The following is a 21,623-nucleotide window of genomic DNA, read 5'->3' on the forward strand; positions in this document are numbered from 1 at the left end:
CATATTATTCAGAGGGTCAGTCACCAAGGATGGCCTCTACTATAAGGGGCCGGGCAGTTAGCGCAACCGTCAATCCACATCCCGCGTGTGCAGCATGCCGGAGGGGGGCGCCGTCGCCCCTGTGAGCGCAAACGTAATCCGAAAATAAAGGCATCCCCGGACTCATGAGTGGCAGAGTACGGCCGCTAATATGAGGGTCGTCAACCTCAACCTTTTGAGCACCTTTATGCTGGCAACCCTCACTCTCAAACAGAAAATAGTGGCGACGGTCACTCTGGCCGTGGTCGTCTCCTGCCTGCTGGTAGGCTACTTCAGCCAACGCTCGGCCCAGCAACTGATCGAAACCCGGATGTTCGAGCAGGAGCTGCCCAACCTGACCCAGCGGATCAGCAAGGAGATAGAACAGGATCTCCACGGCATCGCCCAGGCCGCACGCCAACTGGCCACCGACCGTTTCATCCTCGACTGGGTGGATCGGGGCATGCCCAAAGAGCAGGAGTCAATCCTCATCAACCAACTCAAGGATGTAGCCAACCAGTATGGTCTGGTGACTGCCTCTTTCGCCGATCGCCAAACCGCCGCCTACTACAACCAGGATGGCTTTCTGCGCAACCTGACCACCGCACAGGACGCCTGGTTCTATGACTACACCAAGAGCCAGAAGGAGATGACCCTCAGCATCTTCCGCGAGAGCAACGGCGAGGTGAAGCTGTTCGTCAACTTCCAGCAACTCAACGGGCGCGGGTTGGCCGGCTTTGCCAAATCCCTCGACACCATGGTGACCATGGTCGCCAACTTCCGGCTGGAAGAGAGTGGCATCGTCTTTATGGTCGATGGCAGTGGCAAGGTGAAGCTTCATCCCGAGGCCAACCGCATCGAGCGTGACACCCTTGGCAGCATTGCCAGCGGCGATACCGGCAGCCTGCTGGCCAAACGCCCCTTTGCCGTCATCAACGCCGAAGTGAATGGTGAGCCCATGGTACTGGCCAGCAGCTATATCCCGCTGCTCGACTGGTATCTGGTGGCCCAGGTGCCAGCAGCCGAGATCTATGCCGAACTGGATCAGACCCGCAACGAGATCCTGATGATCTCGCTGGTCATCGCGCTGGCCATGGGGCTGATGGGGATGCTGCTGTCCGGCTCGGTCAGCCGTCCGCTCAATGAGCTGGCCCGCCTGTTCAAGGAGCTGGGTAGCGGCGATGGGGATCTCACCCAGCGCCTCAAGGTGGAGGGGCGTGACGAGTTGAGTCAGGTCGCCACCGGCTTCAACAACTTCGTCGCCAAGATCCACGGCTCCATCGAGCAGGTGGCGGAGAACTCTCGCCAGCTCGCGGCCACTGCCAATGAAGTGGCAACCAAGGCCCAACTGACCCAGCACAACTGTACCGCCCAGCGCGACCGTACCGTGCAGGTGGCCACCGCCATCCACGAAATGGGCGCTACGGTGAGCGAGATCGCCGGTAACGCTTCGCTGGCAGCAGAAGTAGCCAGACAGGCCAACGATCAGGCCGATGCAGGGGCGGTCGTGGTGGCACAGGCACGCCACGGCATCGTCGGCCTCTCCGGCGAGATTGAGCAGGTGGCCGGGGTTATCGAGTCGCTGGCGAGCCAGACCGACTCCATCGGCAGCATCCTCGAAACAATCCGCAGCATCTCGGAGCAGACCAACCTGCTGGCACTGAACGCCGCCATCGAGGCCGCACGGGCCGGTGAACAGGGTCGCGGTTTCGCCGTGGTGGCAGATGAGGTGCGCAATCTGGCCAACCGCTCCGCCGCCTCGACCGCCGAGATCCAGGGGATGATCAACCGCTTGCAGGAGCAGAGTGCCCGCGCCGTCAGCGCCATGGCACAGGGGCGCAACCAGAGTCTGGAGGTAGTGAGCCAGGCCGATGAGGCCAACGCCGCCCTCGGCCAGATCACCGCCCACATCACCCAGATCAACGACATGAATATCCAGGTCGCCACCGCCACCGAGGAACAATCCAGCGTAGTGGGCGAGATCAACCGTAACGTAGAGGACATCAACCAGCTCACCATGGAGACCGCCGACATTGCCCACCAGCTGACCGAGTCCAGCCGCAGCCTGCAGCAGCTCTCCGGTCAACTCGACAAGCTGGTCGGCAACTTCCGTCTGTAGTCTGCATCCCACTTATGAAGACTCACCAGAGGGCGCTGCGGCGCCCTCTGTCATAGCCACGGCAAACGGTGACGCACGGCCATTCAACCGCCGTTATGCGGCTCTCGAAATGCCTCATAATCAGGGAAATATGAGGAGGAGTTATGGGCAAGCTGATCGTAATGATATTGCTGGGGGGAGTGCTCAGCGCCTGCAGCAGCGGGCCTGTACGAGTACACGGCGCCGACGTGAGCGTGGATGATACCCGGATCCGGGTCAGCGACGGCAGTAGTGGCGGTTATGGCACCTTCTGCCCGCCCGGTCAGGCCAAGAAGGGGCGCTGCTAAACCACCTGCAGACGCTAAAAAACAAAAAGCCGCTCATTCGAGCGGCTTTTTAGACAAGCGGGGAAGAAAATTACTTTTTCTTCTTGGCCTTGGCGTTCGGCAGGTCGGTGATGGAGCCTTCGAATACTTCGGCAGCCAGACCCACAGACTCGTGCAGAGTCGGGTGAGCATGGATGGTCAGCGCGATATCTTCGGCGTCCGCACCCATCTCGATGGCCAGACCGATTTCACCCAGCAGTTCACCACCGTTGGTACCGACGATGGCACCACCGATAACCCGGCCGCTCTCCTTGTCGAAGATCAGCTTGGTCATACCGTCGGAGCAGTCGGACGCAATGGCGCGGCCGGAAGCAGCCCACGGGAAGGTGGCGACTTCGAAGTTCAGGCCCTGTTGCTTGGCTTCCTTCTCGGTCAGACCCACCCATGCCATCTCTGGCTCGGTGTAAGCGATGGACGGGATCACTTTCGGGTCGAAGTAGTGCTTCTTGCCGGCGATAACTTCAGCGGCAACGTGACCTTCGTGAACACCTTTGTGTGCCAGCATCGGCTGACCCACGATGTCACCTATGGCGTGGATGTGCGCCACGTTGGTACGCAGCTGCTTGTCCACCTCAATGAAACCACGCTCGGTCACGGCAACGCCAGCTTTCTCGGCATCCAGCATCTTGCCATTCGGCACACGACCTACGGCAACCAGCACGTTGTCGTAACGAACAGGCTCGGCCGGAGCGTGCTTGCCTTCATAGGAGACGTACAGGCCGTCTTCGCGCGCTTCAACTGCGGTGACCTTGGTCTCCAGCATGATGTTGAATTTCTTGGCGACGCGCTTGGTGTAGATCTTGACGATGTCTTTGTCGGCAGCCGGAACCAGCTGGTCGGCAAATTCCACCACATCGATCTCGGAACCCAGAGAGGAGTAAACGGTACCCATCTCCAGACCGATGATGCCGCCACCGATAACCAGCAGTTTGCCGGGAACGGTTTTCAGCTCCAGCGCATCGGTAGAGTCCCATACGCGGGGGTCATCGTGGGGGATGAACGGCAGCTTCACCGGACGGGAACCGGCCGCGATGATGGCGTTGTCAAAGGTCACGGTAGTCTTGCCGTCGGCACCTTCCACTTCAAGGGTGTTCGGGCCGGTAAATTTACCCAAGCCGTTAACAACCTGAACTTTACGCATCTTGGCCATGCCAGCCAGACCGCCGGTCAGCTGGTTGATAACCTTCTCTTTCCACAGACGGATCTTGTCGATGTCGGTCTGCGGGGCACCGAAGACGATGCCGTGCTCGGCCAGCGCCTTGGCTTCTTCAATCACTTTGGCAACGTGCAGCAGCGCCTTGGAAGGGATGCAGCCCACGTTCAGGCAGACGCCACCCAGGGTGGAGTAACGCTCGACGATAATGGTATCCAGACCCAAATCGGCCGCACGGAAAGCAGCGGAATAACCGGCAGGGCCAGCACCCAGTACTACGACCTGGGTTTTGATTTCTTTACTCATCATGACCTCTTTGTCGTTCTTGTATCCCCGGACAGCGCAGTCTTATGCCTTCTTTTCCTTGCAAAACAAGAGGCCGCTGCAGCCGTGAAAAAAACGGGGCAAGTTTACGATCATGTTAATGAAATGAGAAGTAAAAAGGGCAGGCTCTGGGCCCGCCCTCTCACTTACAGGACCAGTCGACGAATGTCGGACAGCACGCCGTTCATGGTGGTGATGAAGCGAGCCCCATCGGCACCATCGATCACGCGGTGGTCGTAGCTCAGAGCCAGCGGCAGCATCAGGCGCGGCGCGAACTCTTTACCGTTCCACTTCGGCTTCATCTCGGACTTGGAAACACCGAGGATAGCCACTTCCGGCGCGTTGACGATCGGGGTAAAGCTGGTACCGCCGATGCCACCCAGGCTGGAGATGGTGAAGCAACCGCCCTGCATGTCGGCAGCGGTCAGCTTGCCGGCACGGGCCTTCTTGGAGATCTCGGCCAGATCGCGAGACAGCTCCATGATGCCCTTCTTGTTAACATCGCGCACCACGGGCACAACCAGACCGTTGGGGGTATCTACCGCCACACCGATGTGGATGTACTTCTTCATGATCAGCTTGCTGCCATCTTCGGACAGGGAGCTGCAGAAGCGCGGGTGAGCTTCCAGCGCCTTGGCGGCGGCTTTCAGGATGAACACCAGCGGGGTGATCTTCACGTCAGCCTTCTGCTTCTCGAGCATCGCGTTCTGCTCTTTGCGGAACGCTTCCAGCTCGGTGGTATCGGCTTCGTCGAACTGGGTGACATGAGGGATCATGACCCAGTTGCGGTGCAGGTTCGGACCGGAGATCTTCTGGATGCGGGTCAGCTCGACCTCTTCCACATCACCAAACTTGCTGAAGTCTACCTTCGGCCACGGCAGTACGCCCAGACCGTTGCCACCGGCTACGCCGGCAGAGGCAGGAGCGGACTCGGCACGCTTGATGGCATCCTTCACGTAGGCTTGTACGTCTTCTTTGACGATGCGGCCCTTGCGACCGGAGGCTTTCACCTTGGCCAAGTTGACGCCAAACTCGCGCGCCAGACGGCGTACTGCCGGGGAGGCGTGTACATAGGCATCGTTGGCAACGAAATCGGTCGCAGCGGCAGCAGCCTGGGCAACCGGAGCCGGAGCAGCGGCAACAGGGGCTGCAGCGACCGGAGCGGCAGCTTGAGCAACCGGCGCGGCAGCAGGAGCAGCGCCAGCTACTTCGAAGACCATGATCAGGGAACCGGTGGAGACCTTGTCACCCGCCTTCACCTTGATCTCTTTGACCACACCGGCGAACGGAGCAGGCACTTCCATGGAGGCCTTGTCACCTTCCACGGCGATCAGGGACTGATCGGCTTCAACCTTGTCACCCACGGCAACCATGATCTCGGTGACTTCCACCTCATCGCCACCGATATCCGGTACGTTGACCTCTTTGGCAGCAGCGGCAACCGGGGCAGCAGCCACGGGCGCGGCAGCTTGGGCCGGAGCAGCAACGGCAGCAGGCGCAGCGCCAGCCACTTCAAATACCATCACCAGAGAACCGGTAGAGACCTTGGCACCAGCGGCAACCTTGATCTCGACTACGCGGCCTGCGAACGGTGCCGGTACTTCCATGGAGGCCTTGTCACCTTCCACGGCGATGATGGACTGGTCAGCTTCTACCATGTCGCCGACGGCAACCATGATTTCAGTCACGTCCACTTCGTCGTCACCGATGTCCGGTACGTGCACATCTTTGCGCACGGCAGCGGCAGGTGCGACGGCCGGAGCAGCAGCAACCGGTGCAGCCACTTCAGCAGGGGCTGCAGCGCCTTCGGCTTCGAAGATCATGATCTGGGAACCGGTGGCAACCTTGTCGCCCACCTTGATCAGGATCTCTTTGACGATACCGGCTGACGGGGCCGGTACTTCCATGGAGGCCTTGTCGCCTTCTACCGCGATAATGGACTGGTCCAGCTCGACCTTGTCGCCCACGGCCACCATGATCTCGGTGACTTCAACCTCATCGGCGCCGATATCCGGCACCATAATCTGTTTGGACATTGTGCTTTATCCTCTTGCGTCGATCCGCGTGGCTGGCTGATGCCGCCACGCACATCTCGCGTTAACCGTTTTAAACCCTGGCAAGGTCGCGCCGCATGACGGCGCAACCCTTGATCCACTTACGCGTACAGCGGGTTGACCTTGTCGGCATCGATGCCGTACTTGGCGATGGCGTCGGCCACAACCTGCTTGTCGAGCTCGCCGCGCTTGGCCAGTTCGGTCAGAGCAGCAACCACCACGTAGAACTCGTTCACTTCGAAGTGACGACGCAGGTTGGCACGGCTGTCGGAACGGCCGTAACCGTCGGTACCCAGCACGCGGTAGTTCTCGGTCGGAACGAAGGCGCGAACCTGATCGGCGAAGGACTTCATGTAGTCGGTCGCAGCGATGGTGGCTTCGGAACCCAGTACCTGAGCGATGTAGGGTACGCGAGCTTCGGCGGTCGGGTGCAGCATGTTCCAGCGATCCGCGTCCTGACCGTCACGGGCCAGTTCGTTGAAGGAGGTGACGCTGAACACATCGGAACCGATGCCGTACTCGCTGGCCAGGATCTGGGCAGCCTTGCGCACGTGACCCAGGATAGAACCACAGCCCAGCAGCTGAACTTTCGCCTTGGCACCGGCTACGGATTCCAGCTTGTAGATACCCTTGCGGATGCCTTCCTCGGCGCCTTCCGGCATGGCCGGCATGGCATAGTTCTCGTTCAGGGTGGTGATGTAGTAGAACACGTTCTCCGGGTTCTCACCGTACATGCGGCGCAGGCCGTCCTGTACGATCACCGCTACTTCATAGGCGTAGGACGGGTCGTAGGAGATGCAGTTCGGGATGGTGTTCGCCAGGATGTGGCTGTGACCATCTTCGTGCTGCAGACCTTCGCCGTTCAGGGTAGTACGACCGGAGGTCGCACCCAGCAGGAAGCCACGGGCTTGCTGGTCACCGGCTGCCCACGCCATGTCGCCGATCCGCTGGAAGCCGAACATGGAGTAGTAGATGTAGAACGGGATCATCGGGCAATCGTTGGTGCTGTAAGAGGTCGCAGCAGCCAGCCAGGAGGACATGGCGCCCAGCTCGTTGATACCGTCTTGCAGAACCTGACCCTGCTTGTCTTCCTTGTAGTAGGAGACGATGTCGCGGTCTTGCGGGGTGTACTGCTGACCGTGCGGGCTGTAGATACCGATCTGGCGGAACAGACCTTCCATACCGAAGGTACGGGCTTCGTCAGCCAGGATCGGAACGATACGCTTGCCGATGGACTTGTCTTTCAGCATCACGTTCAGGGAACGCACGAACGCCATGGTGGTGGAGATTTCGCGCGCCTGCTCGCCCAACAGCGGGCCGAAGGCATCCAGCGCCGGGATTTCCAGCTTGGTGGTGCTTTCGCGCAGACGGGTCGGCAGATAGCCTTTCAGGGCTGCACGACGAGCATGCAGGTACTTGTGCTCTTCACTGCCCTCTTCGATCTTCAGGTACGGCAGATCGGCCAGCTGCTCGTCGGCCACCGGCAGGTTGAAGCGGTCACGCAGGTGACGCACGGAGTCCAGCTCCATCTTCTTGACCTGGTGAGCGATGTTCTTGCCTTCGGCCGCTTCACCCATACCGTAACCCTTGATGGTCTTGGCCAGAATAACGGTCGGCTTGCCCTTGGTCTGGGTCGCCTTGTTGAATGCAGCGAACAGTTTGCGAGGATCGTGACCACCGCGGTTCAGAGCGAAGATCTCCTCGTCGGTCATGTCTTTGACCAGCGCGGCAGTTTCCGGATAACGGTTGAAGAAGTGCTCGCGGATGTAGCCACCGTCGCGGGACTTCATGGTCTGGTAGTCACCGTCCACAGTCTCGTTCATCAGCTGGATCAGCTTGCCGGAAGTGTCTTTCTTCAGCAGCTCATCCCACTTGCGACCCCAGATAACCTTGGTCACGTCCCAACCGGCGCCAGCGAACAGGCCTTCCAGCTCGTTGATGACCTTGCCGTTACCGACAACCGGACCATCCAGACGCTGCAGGTTGCAGTTAACCACGAACACCAGGTTGTCGAGCTTTTCACGCACGGCAACAGTCAGGGCACCCTTGGCTTCCGGCTCGTCCATCTCGCCGTCACCCAGGAAGGCGTAAACGGTCTGCTCGGAGCAATCCTTGATGCCACGGTCGGTCAGGTACTTCAGGAAGCGAGCCTGATAGATGGCGGCGATGGGGCCCAGACCCATGGAGACGGTCGGGAACTGCCAGAAGTCCGGCATCAGTTTCGGGTGCGGATAGGAAGGCAGACCCTTGCCGTCCACTTCCTGACGGAAGTTGTCCAGCTGCTCTTCGGTCAGACGACCCTCAGCAAAGGCGCGAGCATAGATGCCCGGGGAAATGTGACCCTGGAAGTAAACCAGATCGCCACCATCCTTCTCGTTGCGAGCACGGAAGAAGTGGTTGAAGCAGACATCATAGATGGTCGCAGAAGAAGCGAAGGAAGACATGTGACCACCCAGGTCCAGGTCTTTCTTGGAGGCGCGCAGCACGATCATCATGGCGTTCCAGCGGATGATGGCGCGAATGCGGCGTTCCATCTCCAGGTCACCCGGGTAGTCCGGCTCATCGCTGGACGGGATGGTGTTGATGTAATCGCGATTTGCCTTGGCAGCCACGTCCACACCGCTTGCGCGGGCTTTCTCGGCCAACTGTTCAAGGATGAACTGAGCGCGTTGCGGACCCTCTTCACGCAGCAGGGATTCCAGAGAGGCAAGCCACTCCAGCGTTTCTATCGGGTCCACATCGTTCTTCAGGATATCAGACATGGCTGGTTCCTATGTTGTTGTGATTGCACGGCATTGCACGGCGAAGGGCGCAAGCATTCGACAATAAAGCCTTGTGGGATTAGTTTTCCTGCTGACGGATCCGACGCATGGATCGCTGGATCCGGCTGTCTTCCCTCTGCATATCCAACAAGGTGTCCTCGATAAAGGCCAGATGCTCATGACAAGCTGTTCTGGCCCGCTCCGGAGCCCCCGAAAGAATAGCCTCGATCAGATTCGCGCGATGGCGACGTATCTTGGCTACCACTCCCGGGCGGCGATTCAAAATCTCGTTATTCTGCAGAATGTTCTGCTCGAGCATGGGGCTCATGGCCCGCAGCAGGTGCAGCAGCACCACGTTGTGGGACGCCTCGGCCACCGCCAGATAAAACTGGGTGACGGCTGCCGATTCGGCCACCAGCGAGCCCGACTGGCCCGCCTCTTCGATGGTGATTTGTACCTGACGAATGCGCTCGAAATCAGACCCGGTTCCCCGCAAGGCGGCGTAGTAGGCACAGATGCCCTCCAGCGCGTGGCGAAACTCCAGCAGGTCATACCGGGCTTCCGGGTGAGTACTGAGCAGTTCGAACAGAGGATCGGCCATCCCCTTGCTCAGGGCATTCTGCACATAAGTGCCGCCGCCCTGACGGCGATAAAGCAACCCGCGCGCTTCCAGCCGCTGGATGGCTTCGCGCAGGGAGGGGCGCGATACCTGAAACTGGATGGCGAGTTCCCGCTCGGGAGGCAATTTCTGCCCCGGCTGCAGGCTGCCTTCCAGAATCATCTGTTCCAGCTCGGCGACAATGGAGTCGGCCAACTTGGGTTGCGTAATCTTGCGATAGGGCATGAGGCTACTTTGTTAAATTGGTATTACCAATTTCATGGATGGGGCGAAAATTAGCAGAGGCCTTTTGAAAAGTCCACTCAAAAGATGATCTGAGTCAAGAATCACCCCCACCACTTAAGGGGTAAAGCAGAGGAAACATGATTTAGCTCATAGAAAATGGTCTGACCAATATTCTTGACCACGCTCACAAATAACATATGTGCAACCAGAGGAAAAAATGGCCTGCCAGATCGGCAAGCCATTGATTTTAAAATCCAAACTAAATTTGAATATTTACTTTAGCTGTTTAGTAGTTGCCAGTAGTAATCCCACTGAAAACTGGCACCGGGATCCGTCTTGCGCCCTGGCGCTATGTCGCAATGACCGACAATTTTTTCGCGGGTAATCGCCGGATAGCGTTCTGAAATGGCTCGAGTGAGCCCTACCAGTGCCCGATATTGAGCCTCGGTGTAGGGGGTCTCGTCGGTCCCTTCCAGCTCGATGCCGATGGAGAAGTCATTGCATGCCTCTCTCCCCTGCCAGCTCGAGATACCAGCATGCCAGGCGCGTGCGCCAAACGGCACATACTGCACCAACTCGCCATCACGGCGGATCAAGCAATGGGCCGAAACCCGCAACTGATGGATACCGGCAAAATAGGGGTGGGCATCGGGGTCGAGCCGCCCCATAAAAAGATCGTCGATAAAGGGGCCACCAAACTCCCCCGGCGGCAGGCTGATGCCATGCACCACCAGCAGGGAGATATCGTCCGGCACGGCCCGCTCGTTGTGGTGAGGAGAAGGCACCCGGCGCGCCTGCTGGCACCAGCCAGCAGCATCGATAGAGAAACAAGGTTGCGAAGGGAGTTGAGTCATCGGCTACTCGAGTTGGCTGCTAAATGGCGAAAAAACGAAGATACCTGATAGGCAACCCGACACCAACTCACTGAATCAACGGGAAATGGTATGTTAGGCTGAGTCATCTTCCGCTCGATATGGATGGGGTATGCAGCACACGGCACGCTGGATGTGGTTACTGGCCTGGCTCTCTTTGATGGGCCTGCTGACCCTCTATTTTCACTCCCGCAACCAACCGAGCGTCACCGCCAGCGGCGAGCTGTTGCTGCGGGCCGACCAGAGTGGCCACTATCGTCTGGAGGGTGCCATCAACGGCCAACCGGTGCAACTGCTGCTCGATACCGGCGCTACACGCATCACCATCCCGCAACAGGTTGCCGAGCGCCTCGGCCTGACAGCTTATGGCAGCAGCCAGGTCAATACCGCTGCGGGGCAGATCCGGGTCGGCAACGGCACCATCGAAACGCTGGCGATGGGGCCATTGACCTTGTACGATCTGGCCATCTTTATCAATCCGGCGGCAGACGGTGACGAAGTGCTGGTTGGCATGAACGCCCTCGGTCGGCTGGAGCTGGTTCAAAAGGAGCGGCAACTGCTGCTCAGACCCTTGCAGGAATAAGGCATGTTTCAACAGGATGTCAGCCGCGCCGTGCGCGCCGCACTACTCGAAGATCTGGGCGATGCCCTCACCACGCTGGACCAACCGGACGCCAGTGCCGATATCACCGCCCAGCTGATCCCGGCCGACCGGATGGCCAGCGCCCGGGTCATCACCCGTGAGGCCGGTGTGTTCTGCGGCCAGCCCTGGGTGGATGAAGTGTTCGTACAACTCGGCGGCGACGTGAAGGTGGAGTGGAAGGTGCAGGATGGGGAAGTGCTCTCCCCCAATCAGGAGCTGTTCCGCCTCCACGGCCCTGCCCGCCGGCTGCTGACCGGCGAGCGCAATGCGCTGAACTTTGTCCAGACCCTCTCAGGCGTCGCCACCCTCACCGCTCGCTATGTGGCTGAACTGGAGGGCACCGACTGCCGCCTGCTCGACACCCGCAAGACCATTCCTGGGCTACGCACCGCCCAGAAGTATGCGGTCACCTGTGGCGGCGGCAAAAACCACCGCATCGGCCTCTACGACGCCTATCTCATCAAAGAGAACCATATCCTCGCCTGTGGCGGCATCGCCGAGGCAATTAGCGAGGCTCGTCGGCTCAATCCGGGCAAACCGGTGGAGGTGGAAGTGGAATCACTGGCAGAACTGGAGCAGGCGCTGGCGGCCAATGCCGATATCGTGATGCTCGATAACTTTGATGTGACCATGATGCGGGAGGCGGTCGCCATCAATCAGGGGCGCGCCAAGCTGGAAGTTTCCGGTAATGTGACGCTGGACACCCTGGCCGAGTTCGCTGCCACCGGCGTCGACTTTATCTCGGTCGGGGCGCTCACCAAGCATGTGCGGGCACTCGATCTCTCCATGCGTTTTATCCAGCAGTGAGCCAAATTACCGGGACCTGAGCAAATACTCGGCCTAACCGGACAAACAACTTGCAAAAGGCGCCATGGGCGCCTTTTCTTTATGCAGGATCCCTCGGCAAAGGAGTGTTAAGACGGACCCGATTCCGGAAATATAAAGAGTCATAGGAGGCCACTTCTTTTATGACACGCATCAAGTTTTTGCTAAATGAAAGAAGTGTGATTAACAAAATAGACAATCTCTGTTGCCACCCCTGACAGCTCGGATAAGATACTGACGTGCAGATGATTTTCCACCGGCACTTCCCAGGAACCAAGGATAAAAGGATATTTTTCATGAACAGTAAAATGAAGAAACAATCAGGCTTTACCCTTATTGAATTGATGATCGTGGTCGCGATCGTGGCCATTCTGGCGGCGGTAGCGCTGCCAGCGTATCAAAGCTATACCAAAAAGGCTAAATTCACTGAAGTAGTTGCGGCTACTGGCCCGGCAAAAACGGCCTTTGAGGTATGTATCCAAACCTCGGGGGATGCAACTACATGCCTTGATGCGGTAGCAGCAGCAACCTCTGGCGCATTTAATACAGCTATTGTTCAGAGTGTTTCAGCTACAGCCGCCACCGCTGCAGCTCCGGTTATTACCGCTACTGGTACAAGCGCTGCACCAGGCACTTATACAATGACGGGTACTGTAACCAGCGCTAACCAAGTAACGTGGACTAAAGCCTGTACACCAGCAGACCTCTGCTAACGCATGACCTCTAGCCCTAATAGCGGCCTGGCGTTAAGCCTGGCCGCCTCTTCGCTTATTAGTGAGGAGGAGTCCCAGCGCTATCTGAGCCAGGCGAAGGCCCAGCGCAAACCCTTTGTCACCTTTCTGATAGAAAACGACATCCTCGACAGCAAGGCGCTCGCCGATTTTTGCGAGCTGGAGTATGGGGTACCTCTGCTGGATCTTGCCGCCTTCGATTTGGCCGAGATCCCGCAGAAGTACCTCAATCAGAAGCTGATTGAGAAACACCACGTGCTGCCCATCTACACCCAGGGCCACACCCTCTATATCGCCATGTCGGATCCGACCAATGTCTCGGCACTGGAGGACTTCGGCTTCAGCTTCGGGCTCCATACCGAGGCGCTGCTGGTGGAGGAGAACAAGCTCACCGCCGCCATCGGCAAGCTGCTGGAGAGCGAAAACGACGCCCTCGGCATGGAGGATATCGACGAAGCCGAGATTTCGGATCTCGAAGTCTCCGACGAGAACAGTCGACTGGACGAGAGCGTCAATACCGCCGATGACGACGCCCCCATCGTCAAGTACATCAACAAGATCCTGATGGATGCCATCAAGCGCGGCGCCTCCGACCTGCACTTCGAGCCTTACGAGTTCAAGTATCGGGTGCGCTTTCGCATCGATGGCATTCTGCACGAAATCGCCACTCCGCCGGTCAATCTGGCCAACCGCTTCTCTGCCCGCCTCAAGGTGATGGCGCGGCTCGATATCGCCGAGCGGCGGCTGCCGCAGGATGGCCGCATCAAATTGAAGCTGTCGCGCAACAAGTCGATGGATATGCGGGTTAATACCCTGCCCACCATGTGGGGGGAGAAGATCGTTATCCGTCTGCTCGACTCCTCGGCGGCCCGCCTCAATATCGAGCAGCTCGGCTTCGACGACCGCCAGAAGGCGCAGTACCTGCGTGCTCTCTCGAAACCACAGGGGATGATCCTGGTGACCGGCCCCACCGGTTCGGGCAAGACGGTCTCGCTCTATACCGGCCTCAATATTCTCAACACTACCGAGGTAAACATCTCCACCGCCGAAGACCCGGTTGAGATCAACCTGCCGGGCGTCAACCAGGTGCAGGTCAATCCCAAGGCGGGGCTCACCTTCGCCAGCGCCCTACGCTCCTTCTTGCGGCAAGACCCGGATGTGGTGATGGTGGGGGAGATACGGGATCTCGAAACCGCCGAGATCGCCATCAAGGCTGCGCAAACTGGCCACCTGGTGCTCTCAACCCTGCACACCAACTCGGCAGCCGAAACCCTGACCCGGATGATGAATATGGGAGTGCCCGCCTTCAATATCGCCTCTTCGGTCACCCTGATCATGGCCCAACGGCTGGCACGTAAACTGTGCGACCACTGCAAGGCGCCGGAGGTGGTGCCGGAAGCAGAGCTGCTGGAGCTGGGTTTTACCCCGCAGCAGCTGGCAGCCGGCTTGCGGCTGTTCAAACCTGTGGGGTGCAAGGAGTGTTCCGGCGGCTACAAGGGGCGGGTCGGCATCTACGAAATCATGTTGATGTCGGAGAACATCGCCAAATTGATCATGCAGGGGGCAAACTCCCTGCAAATTGCCGCTATCGCGCAGAAGGAGGGGATGCGCACCCTGCGCACTTCGGGACTGGAGAAGGCACGCCTCGGTGTCACCAGCCTGGCAGAGGTCAACCGGGTCACCACCAATTAAACCTCGCCAAGATGCGAGCAAGATGATTTACCAGCAAACGACCAGATGGTGCCAAGCCGTTTGAGGATATTTATCAGGTCAGATGGTTCAGGGATTCCCTGACCATCCGCCCAATTGCAGGATGCAAAGATGGCAACCCTAACGAAAAAGAACAATACCCCCAAAAAAGTCTTCGCCTACCGCTGGCACGGGGTTAATCGCAAGGGGCAGAAGGTCTCTGGCGAGCTGCAGGCTGACAGCATCAATACCGTCAAGGCGGAGCTGCGCAAGCAGGGGGTCAACGTCACCAAGGTGGCCAAAAAATCCCAAGGGCTCTTCTCCAAGGGTGGCGCCAAGATCAAGCCGATGGATATCGCCATCGTTTCCCGCCAGATCACTACCATGCTCTCCGCCGGCGTACCACTGGTACAGAGTCTGCAGATCATCGCCCGCAGCCACGAGAAAGCTGCCATGCGCGAACTGATGGGGGAGATTGCCGCAGATGTCGAAACCGGCACCCCCATGTCGGAGGCGTTGCGCCGCCACCCCCGCCATTTTGACGATCTCTACTGCGATCTGGTGGAAGCAGGAGAACAATCCGGTGCGCTGGAGACCATCTACGACCGTATCGCCACCTATCGGGAAAAGTCGGAAGCGCTCAAGTCGAAGATCAAGAAGGCAATGTTCTATCCCACCATGGTTATTCTGGTGGCCATCGTGGTGACTTCCATCCTGCTGCTGTTCGTCATCCCCCAGTTCGAGGATATCTTCAAGAGCTTCGGCGCCGAGCTGCCGGTGTTCACCCAGTTTGTCATCGGCATCTCACGCTTTATGCAGAACTGGTGGTATGTCTTCTTTGGCGGAGCTGCACTCGCCATCTTCCTCTATGTACGCGCCTGGCGCGCCTCCCAGAAGGTAAAGGACAATACCGACAAGTTTGTACTTACCATCCCGGTGGTCGGGATGATCCTGCACAAGGCGGCCATGGCTCGCTTTGCCCGTACACTCTCAACCACCTTCTCGGCCGGCATTCCACTGGTCGATGCACTCATCTCGGCGGCCGGCGCTTCAGGCAACTATGTCTATCGCACCGCAGTAATGGCCATTCGCAACGAGGTAGTGGCAGGTATGCAGATCAACGTGGCGATGCGCACCGTCGATCTCTTTCCCGACATGGTGATCCAGATGGTGATGATCGGCGAGGAGTCCGGCGCCATCGATGATATGCTCTCCAAGGTTGCCACCATCTTCGAGCAGGAGGTGGACGACCTGGTCGATGGCCTCACCAGCTTGTTGGAACCCCTCATCATGGTGGTGCTGGGGGTGCTGGTCGGCGGCATGGTTATTGCCATGTACTTGCCCATCTTCAAGCTTGGCGACGTGGTGGGCTGATTCATCAGGGCATGGCGCCACAACCATGCCCTTCCCCTCATTTAATAACTGACGGTTGGTTATGACACTTCTTCTCGAGCTGGCTCACGGCTTGCCTTGGCTCTATTTCTCGCTGGTTTTTATCTTTTCCCTGATGATCGGCAGTTTCCTCAACGTGGTGATCCACCGCTTGCCCATCATGCTGGAGCGGGAGTGGCAGGCCGAGTATCGCGGCTACTTTTCCCCCGATGAGGAGGCCACTGCGCCAGAGCGCTACAACCTGATGGTCCCCCGCTCCGCATGCCCTCACTGTGGCCACGCCATCACTGCGCTGGAAAACATCCCGCTGTTGAGCTGGCTCTGGCTCAAGGGGCGTTGCCGCGGCTGTCAGGCCCCCATCTCGGCCCGCTATCCGCTGGTGGAGCTGCTGACCGCCCTGCTCTCGGTTGCTGTTGCCATGGTGATTACACCAGGCTGGGGCACGCTGGCCGCCCTGCTGCTGACCTGGGTACTGGTCGCCCTCACCTTTATCGATCTCGACAAGATGTTGTTGCCAGACCAGCTCACCCTGCCCCTGCTGTGGAGCGGGCTGCTGTTCAATCTGGCAGGTGGCTTCGTCCCCTTGGCTGATGCAGTGATTGGCGCCATGGCGGGCTATCTGGTGCTCTGGAGCCTCTACTGGGCTTTCAAGCTGCTCACCGGCAAGGAGGGGATGGGATATGGCGACTTCAAGCTGCTGGCGGCGCTGGGCGCCTGGCTCGGCTGGCAGGCGCTGCCCATAATTCTGCTGCTCTCATCCCTGGTCGGCGCCGTGATCGGCATCAGTCTGATCGCTTTGCACAAACACCATCAGAGTAAGCCCATCCCCTTTGGCCCCTACCTCGCCATCGCGGGCTGGATTGCCCTGCTGTGGGGCGATACCATCACCAACTGGTATCTCTCTACCCTGCTTTGAGCAAGAGGCTCCCATGTATGTAGTTGCTATCACTGGTGGTATCGGCAGCGGCAAGACCACCATCGCCAATCAGTTTGCCGAGCTGGGTATCGAGGTGGTGGATGCCGATGTGATCGCCCGCGAGGTCGTTGAGCCGGGCACCCAGGCTCTTGCCGCCATCGCCGACCATTTTGGCCCGGATGTGATTGAGCCGAGCGGTCAACTCGACCGCCGCACCCTGCGCGAACGGGTCTTCAGCGACCCGCAAGCCAAGACCTGGCTCAACGCCTTGCTCCATCCACTCATTCGCAGCGAGATGCAGCGCCAATGTGCTGCTGCCCGCTCACCTTACTGCCTGCTGGTGGTGCCGCTGCTGGTGGAGAACAAACTCACCGGCCTCGCCGACCGGGTGCTGGTGATCGATGTGGACGAAGCCACCCAGATTGAGCGAACCTGCCGTCGGGATGGCGTCAGCACCGAGCAGGCCAAAGCCATCATCGCTGCTCAGGCGAGCCGGACAGAACGGCTAGCTGTGGCGGATGATGTCATCGAAAACCACAATGACAGCGAAATGGCGATTAAAACGCGGATTTTGGCACTGCACGAGACATATCTGGCAATTGCCTCTCAACAAGCCCGCCAAGTGTGAGTACACTAGGCCGGTTTATGGCTGGCCAGGATTAGGCATGATTTACGATTTCCCCCTCAATGAAAAAAGCCGGACCTACCTGCGTCTGGAGTCCCTATTTTCCCAGATCCGCGACAATCTGGAGAGTGAACAATCCTGGGCACATATCGCCTTCTTCAAGGGGCTGTTCGATCTGCAGGAGTTGCTGGAGCGTGGTGACCTGCGCGCCGACCTCATCAAGGATCTGGAGCGTCTCGGCCAGCGTCTGAGCCACTGGGCCAGCCTGCCCGACGTCGATCTGGAGCAGATCAAACTGATGCAGCAAGAGAGCAGCCAGCTCTCCCGCAACCTGCTCAATTCACCACGCCCGGGTGCCCGCCTGAAAGAGGATCGTCTGCTCGGCTCCATCCGCCAGCGTTTCTCCATCCCGGGTGGCCTGTGTGCCTTCGATGTGCCGCAGCTGCACCACTGGCTCGGAACCCCGGCCATCACCCGTCACCAGCAGATGCAGGGCTGGCTGAGCGATATCAACCTGCTGATGAATGCCATCACACTGCTGCTGCGCCTGTGGCGCGAATCAGGCAGCTTCAGTGAGCAGGTTGCGAGCAACGGTTTCTTCCAGGACACCGCCGAGAGCGCCGAGCTGATCCGCATCAAGCTGCCGGGCAATCTGTTCTGCTACCCGACCCTGAGCGGCCACAAGAACCGCTTCGCCCTGCGCTTTCTGCCCACCGCAGAACAGCCGATTGGCGACGTGCCGTTCCAGCTCGCCTGCTGCTAAGGAGGGCTTATGGTCACCAAGGTAAAGTGTCCAACCTGCCAGAGCGAAGTGGAGTGGGGCCCGCAGAGTCCGTTCCGCCCCTTCTGCAGCAAGCGCTGCCAGCTGATCGATCTCGGCGAATGGGCCGATGAAGAGAAGCGCATTCCCGGCGAAATCAACCCGGACCTGCTGCCGGAGCCGGAAGAGGGTGACCAGTGGCTATAAGCCTGCGGCCACTCGCCTCTGTAAAATGAAGAAAAAGGGCCAATTGGCCCTTTTTCATACTTGTTGATGACTACCGGCTCACGCCAGCAGGCCTTGAAGCCGCGCGACAATCGGACCGTTGGCATCGGGAAAGTGGTAGTTGTGCAGCTCAGCCACCGGCACCCATAGACACTCCTGCCCCTCCTTGCCGAACGGATCGCCGCTGAAACGGGTCACCTTCCAGATATCCAGCAACACCTGCTTCTCGGGGTAGTCGTGCTGCAGCTCCATAAAAGGGGCACAATCCTGCACCCGGATGCCGATCTCTTCCCACAGCTCCCGATCCAGTGCGGTGAGCAGATCCTCACCGGACTCTACCTTGCCACCGGGAAACTCCCAGCGATCACCCTGATGGCGATCGGAGGAGCGTTTGGCGATGAAGATATCGCCCCGTTCATTCTCGATGACGCCAACCGCCACCCAGATCCGTTTTTTCTGTTCCATCAATTACCTCTGTTCGCTTGTTGCCACCAATAACAAGGCGGGCACTTGGCCCGCCTGTTATGGCATAGCGTCGATCAGGTCAACTGACCGTGGCAATGCTTGTACTTCTTGCCGGAGCCGCACGGGCAGGGATCGTTGCGGCCAACCTTCTGCTCGTCGCGTACGAAAGTGGTGTGGCCCTCTTCGCCTGCGGTCTGTTCATCGGCCAGCTGGTTCTCGGCAGCGGCGTGGGTGTAGGTACGGGGAGCGGCTTCCGCCTGCTGGCGCTGCTGCTCTTCCATCGCTTCCACATCACGCTCCTGCACCTGAACACGGCTCAGAATGCTGACCACGTCGCGCTTGAGGGTTTCCAGCATCTGGGTAAACAGATCGAAGGATTCACGCTTGTACTCCTGCTTGGGGTTCTTCTGGGCGTAGCCGCGCAGATGGATGCCCTGACGCAGGTGATCCATGGCAGCCAGATGCTCTTTCCACAAACCATCCAGAGTTTGCAGCATCACCGCCTTCTCGAAGTTGCGCAGCACCTCTTTGCCAACCAGCTCCTCCTTGTGGGCATAGAGCTTGGTGGCTTCGTCCAGAATGCGCTCGCGCAGCTTCTCTTCGTAAAGCTTGTCATCTTCCGCCAGCCACTGCTGCAACGGCAGATCCAGCGCGAAATCGGCCTTCAGGCGCGCTTCCAGACCCGGTACATCCCACATCTCTTCCAGAGACTGGGGCGGGATATACTCATCGATCACGCTGCCGTAGACATCATCACGGATAACGTGGATGGTCTCGGAGATGTCGTTGGTATCCAGCAGCTCGTTACGCTGCTCGTAGACCACCTTGCGCTGGTCGTTGGCAACGTCATCAAACTCCAGCAAGCTCTTGCGGATGTCGAAGTTGCGACCTTCCACCTTGCGCTGGGCATTTTCGATCGCCTTGGTGACCCAGGGGTGTTCGATGGCTTCGCCCTCTTCCATGCCCAGCTTCTTCATCATGCCGGTGACGCGATCAGAGGCGAAGATCCGCATCAGGGTATCTTCCATGGAGAGGTAAAAGCGGGAGGAACCCGGGTCACCCTGACGACCGGAACGGCCGCGCAGCTGGTTGTCGATACGACGGGATTCGTGACGCTCGGTACCGATAATGTGCAGACCACCGGCGACCAGCACGGCATCGTGGCGCACCTGCCAGGCCGCTTTCAGCTCGGCAATCTGCTCCTCGGTCGGGTTCTCCAGCTTGGCGATCTCTGCCTGCCAGTTGCCGCCCAACACGATATCGGTACCACGACCGGCCATGTTGGTGGCGATGGTGACAGCACCAGTCTGGCCTGCTTGGGCAACGATCTCCGCCTCCATGGCGTGGAACTTGGCGTTCAGTACCTGATGCGGGATCTTCTCCTTGGTCAGGATGCCGGAGAGCAGCTCTGAGTTTTCGATGGAGACGGTACCCACCAGCACCGGCTGGCCGCGCTCCACACACTCGCGAATATCCTTGACGATGGCAGCATACTTCTCATTGGCGGTCAGGTAGACCAGATCGCCCATGTCCTTGCGCACCATCGGCTTGTTGGTCGGGATAACCACGGTATCCAGGCCATAAATCTGTTGGAATTCAAAGGCTTCGGTATCTGCAGTGCCGGTCATCCCCGCCAGCTTGTTGTAGAGACGGAAGTAGTTCTGGAAGGTGATAGATGCCAGCGTCTGGTTCTCGTTCTGGATCTTCACCCCTTCCTTTGCTTCAACGGCCTGATGCAGACCATCGGACCAGCGACGACCCGGCATGGTACGACCGGTGTGCTCATCGACGATGACGATCTCGTCCTTCTGGACGATGTAGTCCACATTGCGCTCGAACAGGGTATGAGCACGCAGACCGGCGTTGACGTGGTGCAGCAGGCTGATGTTTGAGGCGGAGAACAGGGAGTCGTTCTCGTCCAGCAGCCCCTCTTTCTTGAGCAGCTCTTCCACGAAGATCTGGCCGTTTTCGGTCAGCAGGGCCTGACGGTTCTTCTCGTCCACCGTGTAGTGACCGTCACCGGTGTACTCTTCGGTGTCTTCCTTGTCCTGCTTGACCAGCAGCGGGATCAGCTTGTTGACGCGAATATAGAGCTCTGAGCTGTCTTCGGCCGGGCCGGAGATGATGAGCGGAGTACGGGCTTCATCGATAAGCACCGAGTCAACCTCGTCCACCAGCGCGTAGTTAAGCGGGCGCTGTACGCGCTGCTCCGGCGAGAACGCCATGTTGTCACGCAGGTAGTCGAAACCGAATTCGTTGTTGGTACCGTAGGTGATATCGGCAGCGTAGGCGTCACGCTTCTGGGACGCATCCATGCCGGGCACGTTGCACGCAACGGTCATGCCGAGGAAAGCAAACAGCGGACGGTTAGCTTCCGCATCACGCTTGGCCAAGTAGTCGTTCACGGTCACCACGTGCACGCCACGACCGCTCAGGGCATTCAGGTAGGCCGGCAGGGTCGCGGTCAGGGTCTTACCTTCACCTGTCTTCATTTCTGCAATGCGGTTGGAGTTCAGCACCATACCGCCGATCAGCTGTACGTCGAAGTGACGCATGCCGAACACCCGCTTGGAGGCTTCACGCACAGTCGCGAACGCTTCCGGCAGCAACTGCTCCAGAGTCTCGCCCTGCTCGATACGCTGACGGTATTCAGCCGTTTTGGCCTGCAACTCGGAATCGGAGAGAGCCTCGAACTGCGGCTCCATGGCATTGATCTGTTTTACAATTTTGCGCAAAGCCTTGAGCGTTCTGTCGTTCCGGCTGCCGATAATCTTGGTAAGCAGTGTGCTAATCATGGGTACCAACTATTTCTGGTTATAAAAGCGTTCCGTCACTGGAACT

General features: G+C 58.8%; 18 protein-coding genes. 11 read left to right on the plus strand and 7 right to left on the minus strand.

What is annotated here, in order from left to right; genetic code table 11:
* Positions 1-226 precede the first annotated feature (226 nt).
* On the plus strand, positions 227-2,137 hold the full coding sequence (locus G5154_RS13480; protein ID WP_421244515.1) for a methyl-accepting chemotaxis protein: 1,911 nt from the start codon (positions 227-229) through the stop codon (positions 2,135-2,137).
* Positions 2,138-2,280: 143 nt separating this feature from the next.
* A complete protein-coding gene (locus G5154_RS13485; RefSeq protein ID WP_337073392.1) occupies positions 2,281-2,463 on the plus strand; it encodes a hypothetical protein in 183 nt (60 codons plus the stop codon).
* Between the two features lie 70 nt (positions 2,464-2,533).
* Here G5154_RS13485 and lpdA read toward each other — a convergent pair whose 3' ends face one another.
* The 5 genes from lpdA to ampD all read right to left on the minus strand — a co-directional run bounded on the left by lpdA (position 2,534) and on the right by ampD (position 10,493).
* Complete coding sequence (gene lpdA, locus G5154_RS13490) at positions 2,534-3,961, minus strand: dihydrolipoyl dehydrogenase (protein ID WP_005336123.1); 1,428 nt, start codon at positions 3,959-3,961, stop codon at positions 2,534-2,536.
* A 164-nt stretch (positions 3,962-4,125) separates the two neighbouring features.
* Positions 4,126-6,015 carry a pyruvate dehydrogenase complex dihydrolipoyllysine-residue acetyltransferase gene (gene aceF, locus G5154_RS13495; protein WP_216979996.1) on the minus strand — a complete coding sequence of 630 codons (1,890 nt, stop codon included), beginning with the start codon at positions 6,013-6,015 and terminating at the stop codon, positions 4,126-4,128.
* A 119-nt stretch (positions 6,016-6,134) separates the two neighbouring features.
* Positions 6,135-8,795 carry a pyruvate dehydrogenase (acetyl-transferring), homodimeric type gene (gene aceE / locus G5154_RS13500; RefSeq protein WP_216979995.1) on the minus strand — a complete coding sequence of 887 codons (2,661 nt, stop codon included), beginning with the start codon at positions 8,793-8,795 and terminating at the stop codon, positions 6,135-6,137.
* A gap of 79 nt (positions 8,796-8,874) precedes the next feature.
* Positions 8,875-9,639: a pyruvate dehydrogenase complex transcriptional repressor PdhR gene (gene pdhR / locus G5154_RS13505; protein ID WP_005341670.1), complete on the minus strand. Its 765-nt coding sequence runs from the start codon at positions 9,637-9,639 to the stop codon at positions 8,875-8,877.
* A 278-nt stretch (positions 9,640-9,917) separates the two neighbouring features.
* On the minus strand, positions 9,918-10,493 hold the full coding sequence (gene ampD, locus G5154_RS13510) for a 1,6-anhydro-N-acetylmuramyl-L-alanine amidase AmpD (RefSeq protein ID WP_216979993.1): 576 nt from the start codon (positions 10,491-10,493) through the stop codon (positions 9,918-9,920).
* Positions 10,494-10,623: 130 nt separating this feature from the next.
* Here ampD and G5154_RS13515 point away from each other — a divergent pair, with 130 nt between their 5' ends.
* The 9 genes from G5154_RS13515 (at position 10,624) to yacG (ending at position 18,299) form a co-directional block, all read left to right on the plus strand.
* On the plus strand, positions 10,624-11,094 hold the full coding sequence (locus tag G5154_RS13515) for a retropepsin-like aspartic protease family protein (RefSeq protein ID WP_005336129.1): 471 nt from the start codon (positions 10,624-10,626) through the stop codon (positions 11,092-11,094).
* A 3-nt stretch (positions 11,095-11,097) separates the two neighbouring features.
* Positions 11,098-11,961, plus strand: coding sequence for a carboxylating nicotinate-nucleotide diphosphorylase (gene nadC / locus G5154_RS13520; protein WP_421251070.1), 864 nt, complete (start codon positions 11,098-11,100; stop codon positions 11,959-11,961).
* Positions 11,962-12,275: 314 nt separating this feature from the next.
* Entirely contained in the window at positions 12,276-12,692 is a 417-nt protein-coding gene (locus G5154_RS13525) for a pilin (RefSeq protein ID WP_421251071.1), read from the plus strand.
* A gap of 3 nt (positions 12,693-12,695) precedes the next feature.
* Positions 12,696-14,402, plus strand: coding sequence for a PilB family type IVa pilus assembly ATPase TapB (gene tapB, locus G5154_RS13530; RefSeq protein WP_216979990.1), 1,707 nt, complete (start codon positions 12,696-12,698; stop codon positions 14,400-14,402).
* Positions 14,403-14,531: 129 nt separating this feature from the next.
* Positions 14,532-15,773, plus strand: a complete 1,242-nt coding sequence (locus G5154_RS13535) for a type II secretion system F family protein (RefSeq protein ID WP_421251072.1) — start codon at positions 14,532-14,534, stop codon at positions 15,771-15,773.
* Between the two features lie 61 nt (positions 15,774-15,834).
* A complete protein-coding gene (locus tag G5154_RS13540) occupies positions 15,835-16,707 on the plus strand; it encodes a prepilin peptidase (RefSeq protein WP_421251073.1) in 873 nt (290 codons plus the stop codon).
* Between the two features lie 13 nt (positions 16,708-16,720).
* On the plus strand, positions 16,721-17,335 hold the full coding sequence (coaE, locus tag G5154_RS13545; RefSeq protein ID WP_421212466.1) for a dephospho-CoA kinase: 615 nt from the start codon (positions 16,721-16,723) through the stop codon (positions 17,333-17,335).
* A gap of 37 nt (positions 17,336-17,372) precedes the next feature.
* Complete coding sequence (zapD, locus tag G5154_RS13550) at positions 17,373-18,095, plus strand: cell division protein ZapD (RefSeq protein ID WP_005336141.1); 723 nt, start codon at positions 17,373-17,375, stop codon at positions 18,093-18,095.
* 9 nt (positions 18,096-18,104) lie between these two features.
* The gene (gene yacG / locus G5154_RS13555) at positions 18,105-18,299 is read left to right on the plus strand and encodes a DNA gyrase inhibitor YacG (protein ID WP_005336142.1); all 195 of its coding nucleotides are present in this window, start codon (positions 18,105-18,107) and stop codon (positions 18,297-18,299) included.
* A 78-nt stretch (positions 18,300-18,377) separates the two neighbouring features.
* Here yacG and mutT read toward each other — a convergent pair whose 3' ends face one another.
* A complete protein-coding gene (gene mutT, locus G5154_RS13560) occupies positions 18,378-18,782 on the minus strand; it encodes an 8-oxo-dGTP diphosphatase MutT (RefSeq protein ID WP_421251074.1) in 405 nt (134 codons plus the stop codon).
* A 74-nt stretch (positions 18,783-18,856) separates the two neighbouring features.
* On the minus strand, positions 18,857-21,577 hold the full coding sequence (secA, locus tag G5154_RS13565; RefSeq protein WP_421251075.1) for a preprotein translocase subunit SecA: 2,721 nt from the start codon (positions 21,575-21,577) through the stop codon (positions 18,857-18,859).
* Between the last annotated feature and the right edge of the window lie 46 nt (positions 21,578-21,623).

Source organism: Aeromonas sp. 600527, assembly GCF_049175415.1.
Classification (GTDB): Bacteria; Pseudomonadota; Gammaproteobacteria; order Enterobacterales; family Aeromonadaceae; genus Aeromonas; species Aeromonas veronii_A.

Excerpts from the sequence above, each read along its gene's own strand:
- aceF (WP_216979996.1), bottom strand. The coding sequence starts at position 6,015 with ATGTCCAAACAGATTATGGTGCCGGATATCGGCGCCGATGAGGTTGAA.
- tapB (WP_216979990.1), top strand. The coding sequence starts at position 12,696 with ATGACCTCTAGCCCTAATAGCGGCCTGGCGTTAAGCCTGGCCGCCTCT.
- G5154_RS13480 (WP_421244515.1), top strand. The coding sequence starts at position 227 with ATGCTGGCAACCCTCACTCTCAAACAGAAAATAGTGGCGACGGTCACT.
- ampD (WP_216979993.1), bottom strand. The coding sequence starts at position 10,493 with ATGACTCAACTCCCTTCGCAACCTTGTTTCTCTATCGATGCTGCTGGC.
- G5154_RS13515 (WP_005336129.1), top strand. The coding sequence starts at position 10,624 with ATGCAGCACACGGCACGCTGGATGTGGTTACTGGCCTGGCTCTCTTTG.
- lpdA (WP_005336123.1), bottom strand. The coding sequence starts at position 3,961 with ATGAGTAAAGAAATCAAAACCCAGGTCGTAGTACTGGGTGCTGGCCCT.
- G5154_RS13540 (WP_421251073.1), top strand. The coding sequence starts at position 15,835 with ATGACACTTCTTCTCGAGCTGGCTCACGGCTTGCCTTGGCTCTATTTC.
- aceE (WP_216979995.1), bottom strand. The coding sequence starts at position 8,795 with ATGTCTGATATCCTGAAGAACGATGTGGACCCGATAGAAACGCTGGAG.
- G5154_RS13525 (WP_421251071.1), top strand. The coding sequence starts at position 12,276 with ATGAACAGTAAAATGAAGAAACAATCAGGCTTTACCCTTATTGAATTG.
- zapD (WP_005336141.1), top strand. The coding sequence starts at position 17,373 with ATGATTTACGATTTCCCCCTCAATGAAAAAAGCCGGACCTACCTGCGT.
- secA (WP_421251075.1), bottom strand. The coding sequence starts at position 21,577 with ATGATTAGCACACTGCTTACCAAGATTATCGGCAGCCGGAACGACAGA.
- coaE (WP_421212466.1), top strand. The coding sequence starts at position 16,721 with ATGTATGTAGTTGCTATCACTGGTGGTATCGGCAGCGGCAAGACCACC.
- nadC (WP_421251070.1), top strand. The coding sequence starts at position 11,098 with ATGTTTCAACAGGATGTCAGCCGCGCCGTGCGCGCCGCACTACTCGAA.
- pdhR (WP_005341670.1), bottom strand. The coding sequence starts at position 9,639 with ATGCCCTATCGCAAGATTACGCAACCCAAGTTGGCCGACTCCATTGTC.
- mutT (WP_421251074.1), bottom strand. The coding sequence starts at position 18,782 with ATGGAACAGAAAAAACGGATCTGGGTGGCGGTTGGCGTCATCGAGAAT.
- yacG (WP_005336142.1), top strand. The coding sequence starts at position 18,105 with ATGGTCACCAAGGTAAAGTGTCCAACCTGCCAGAGCGAAGTGGAGTGG.
- G5154_RS13535 (WP_421251072.1), top strand. The coding sequence starts at position 14,532 with ATGGCAACCCTAACGAAAAAGAACAATACCCCCAAAAAAGTCTTCGCC.
- G5154_RS13485 (WP_337073392.1), top strand. The coding sequence starts at position 2,281 with ATGGGCAAGCTGATCGTAATGATATTGCTGGGGGGAGTGCTCAGCGCC.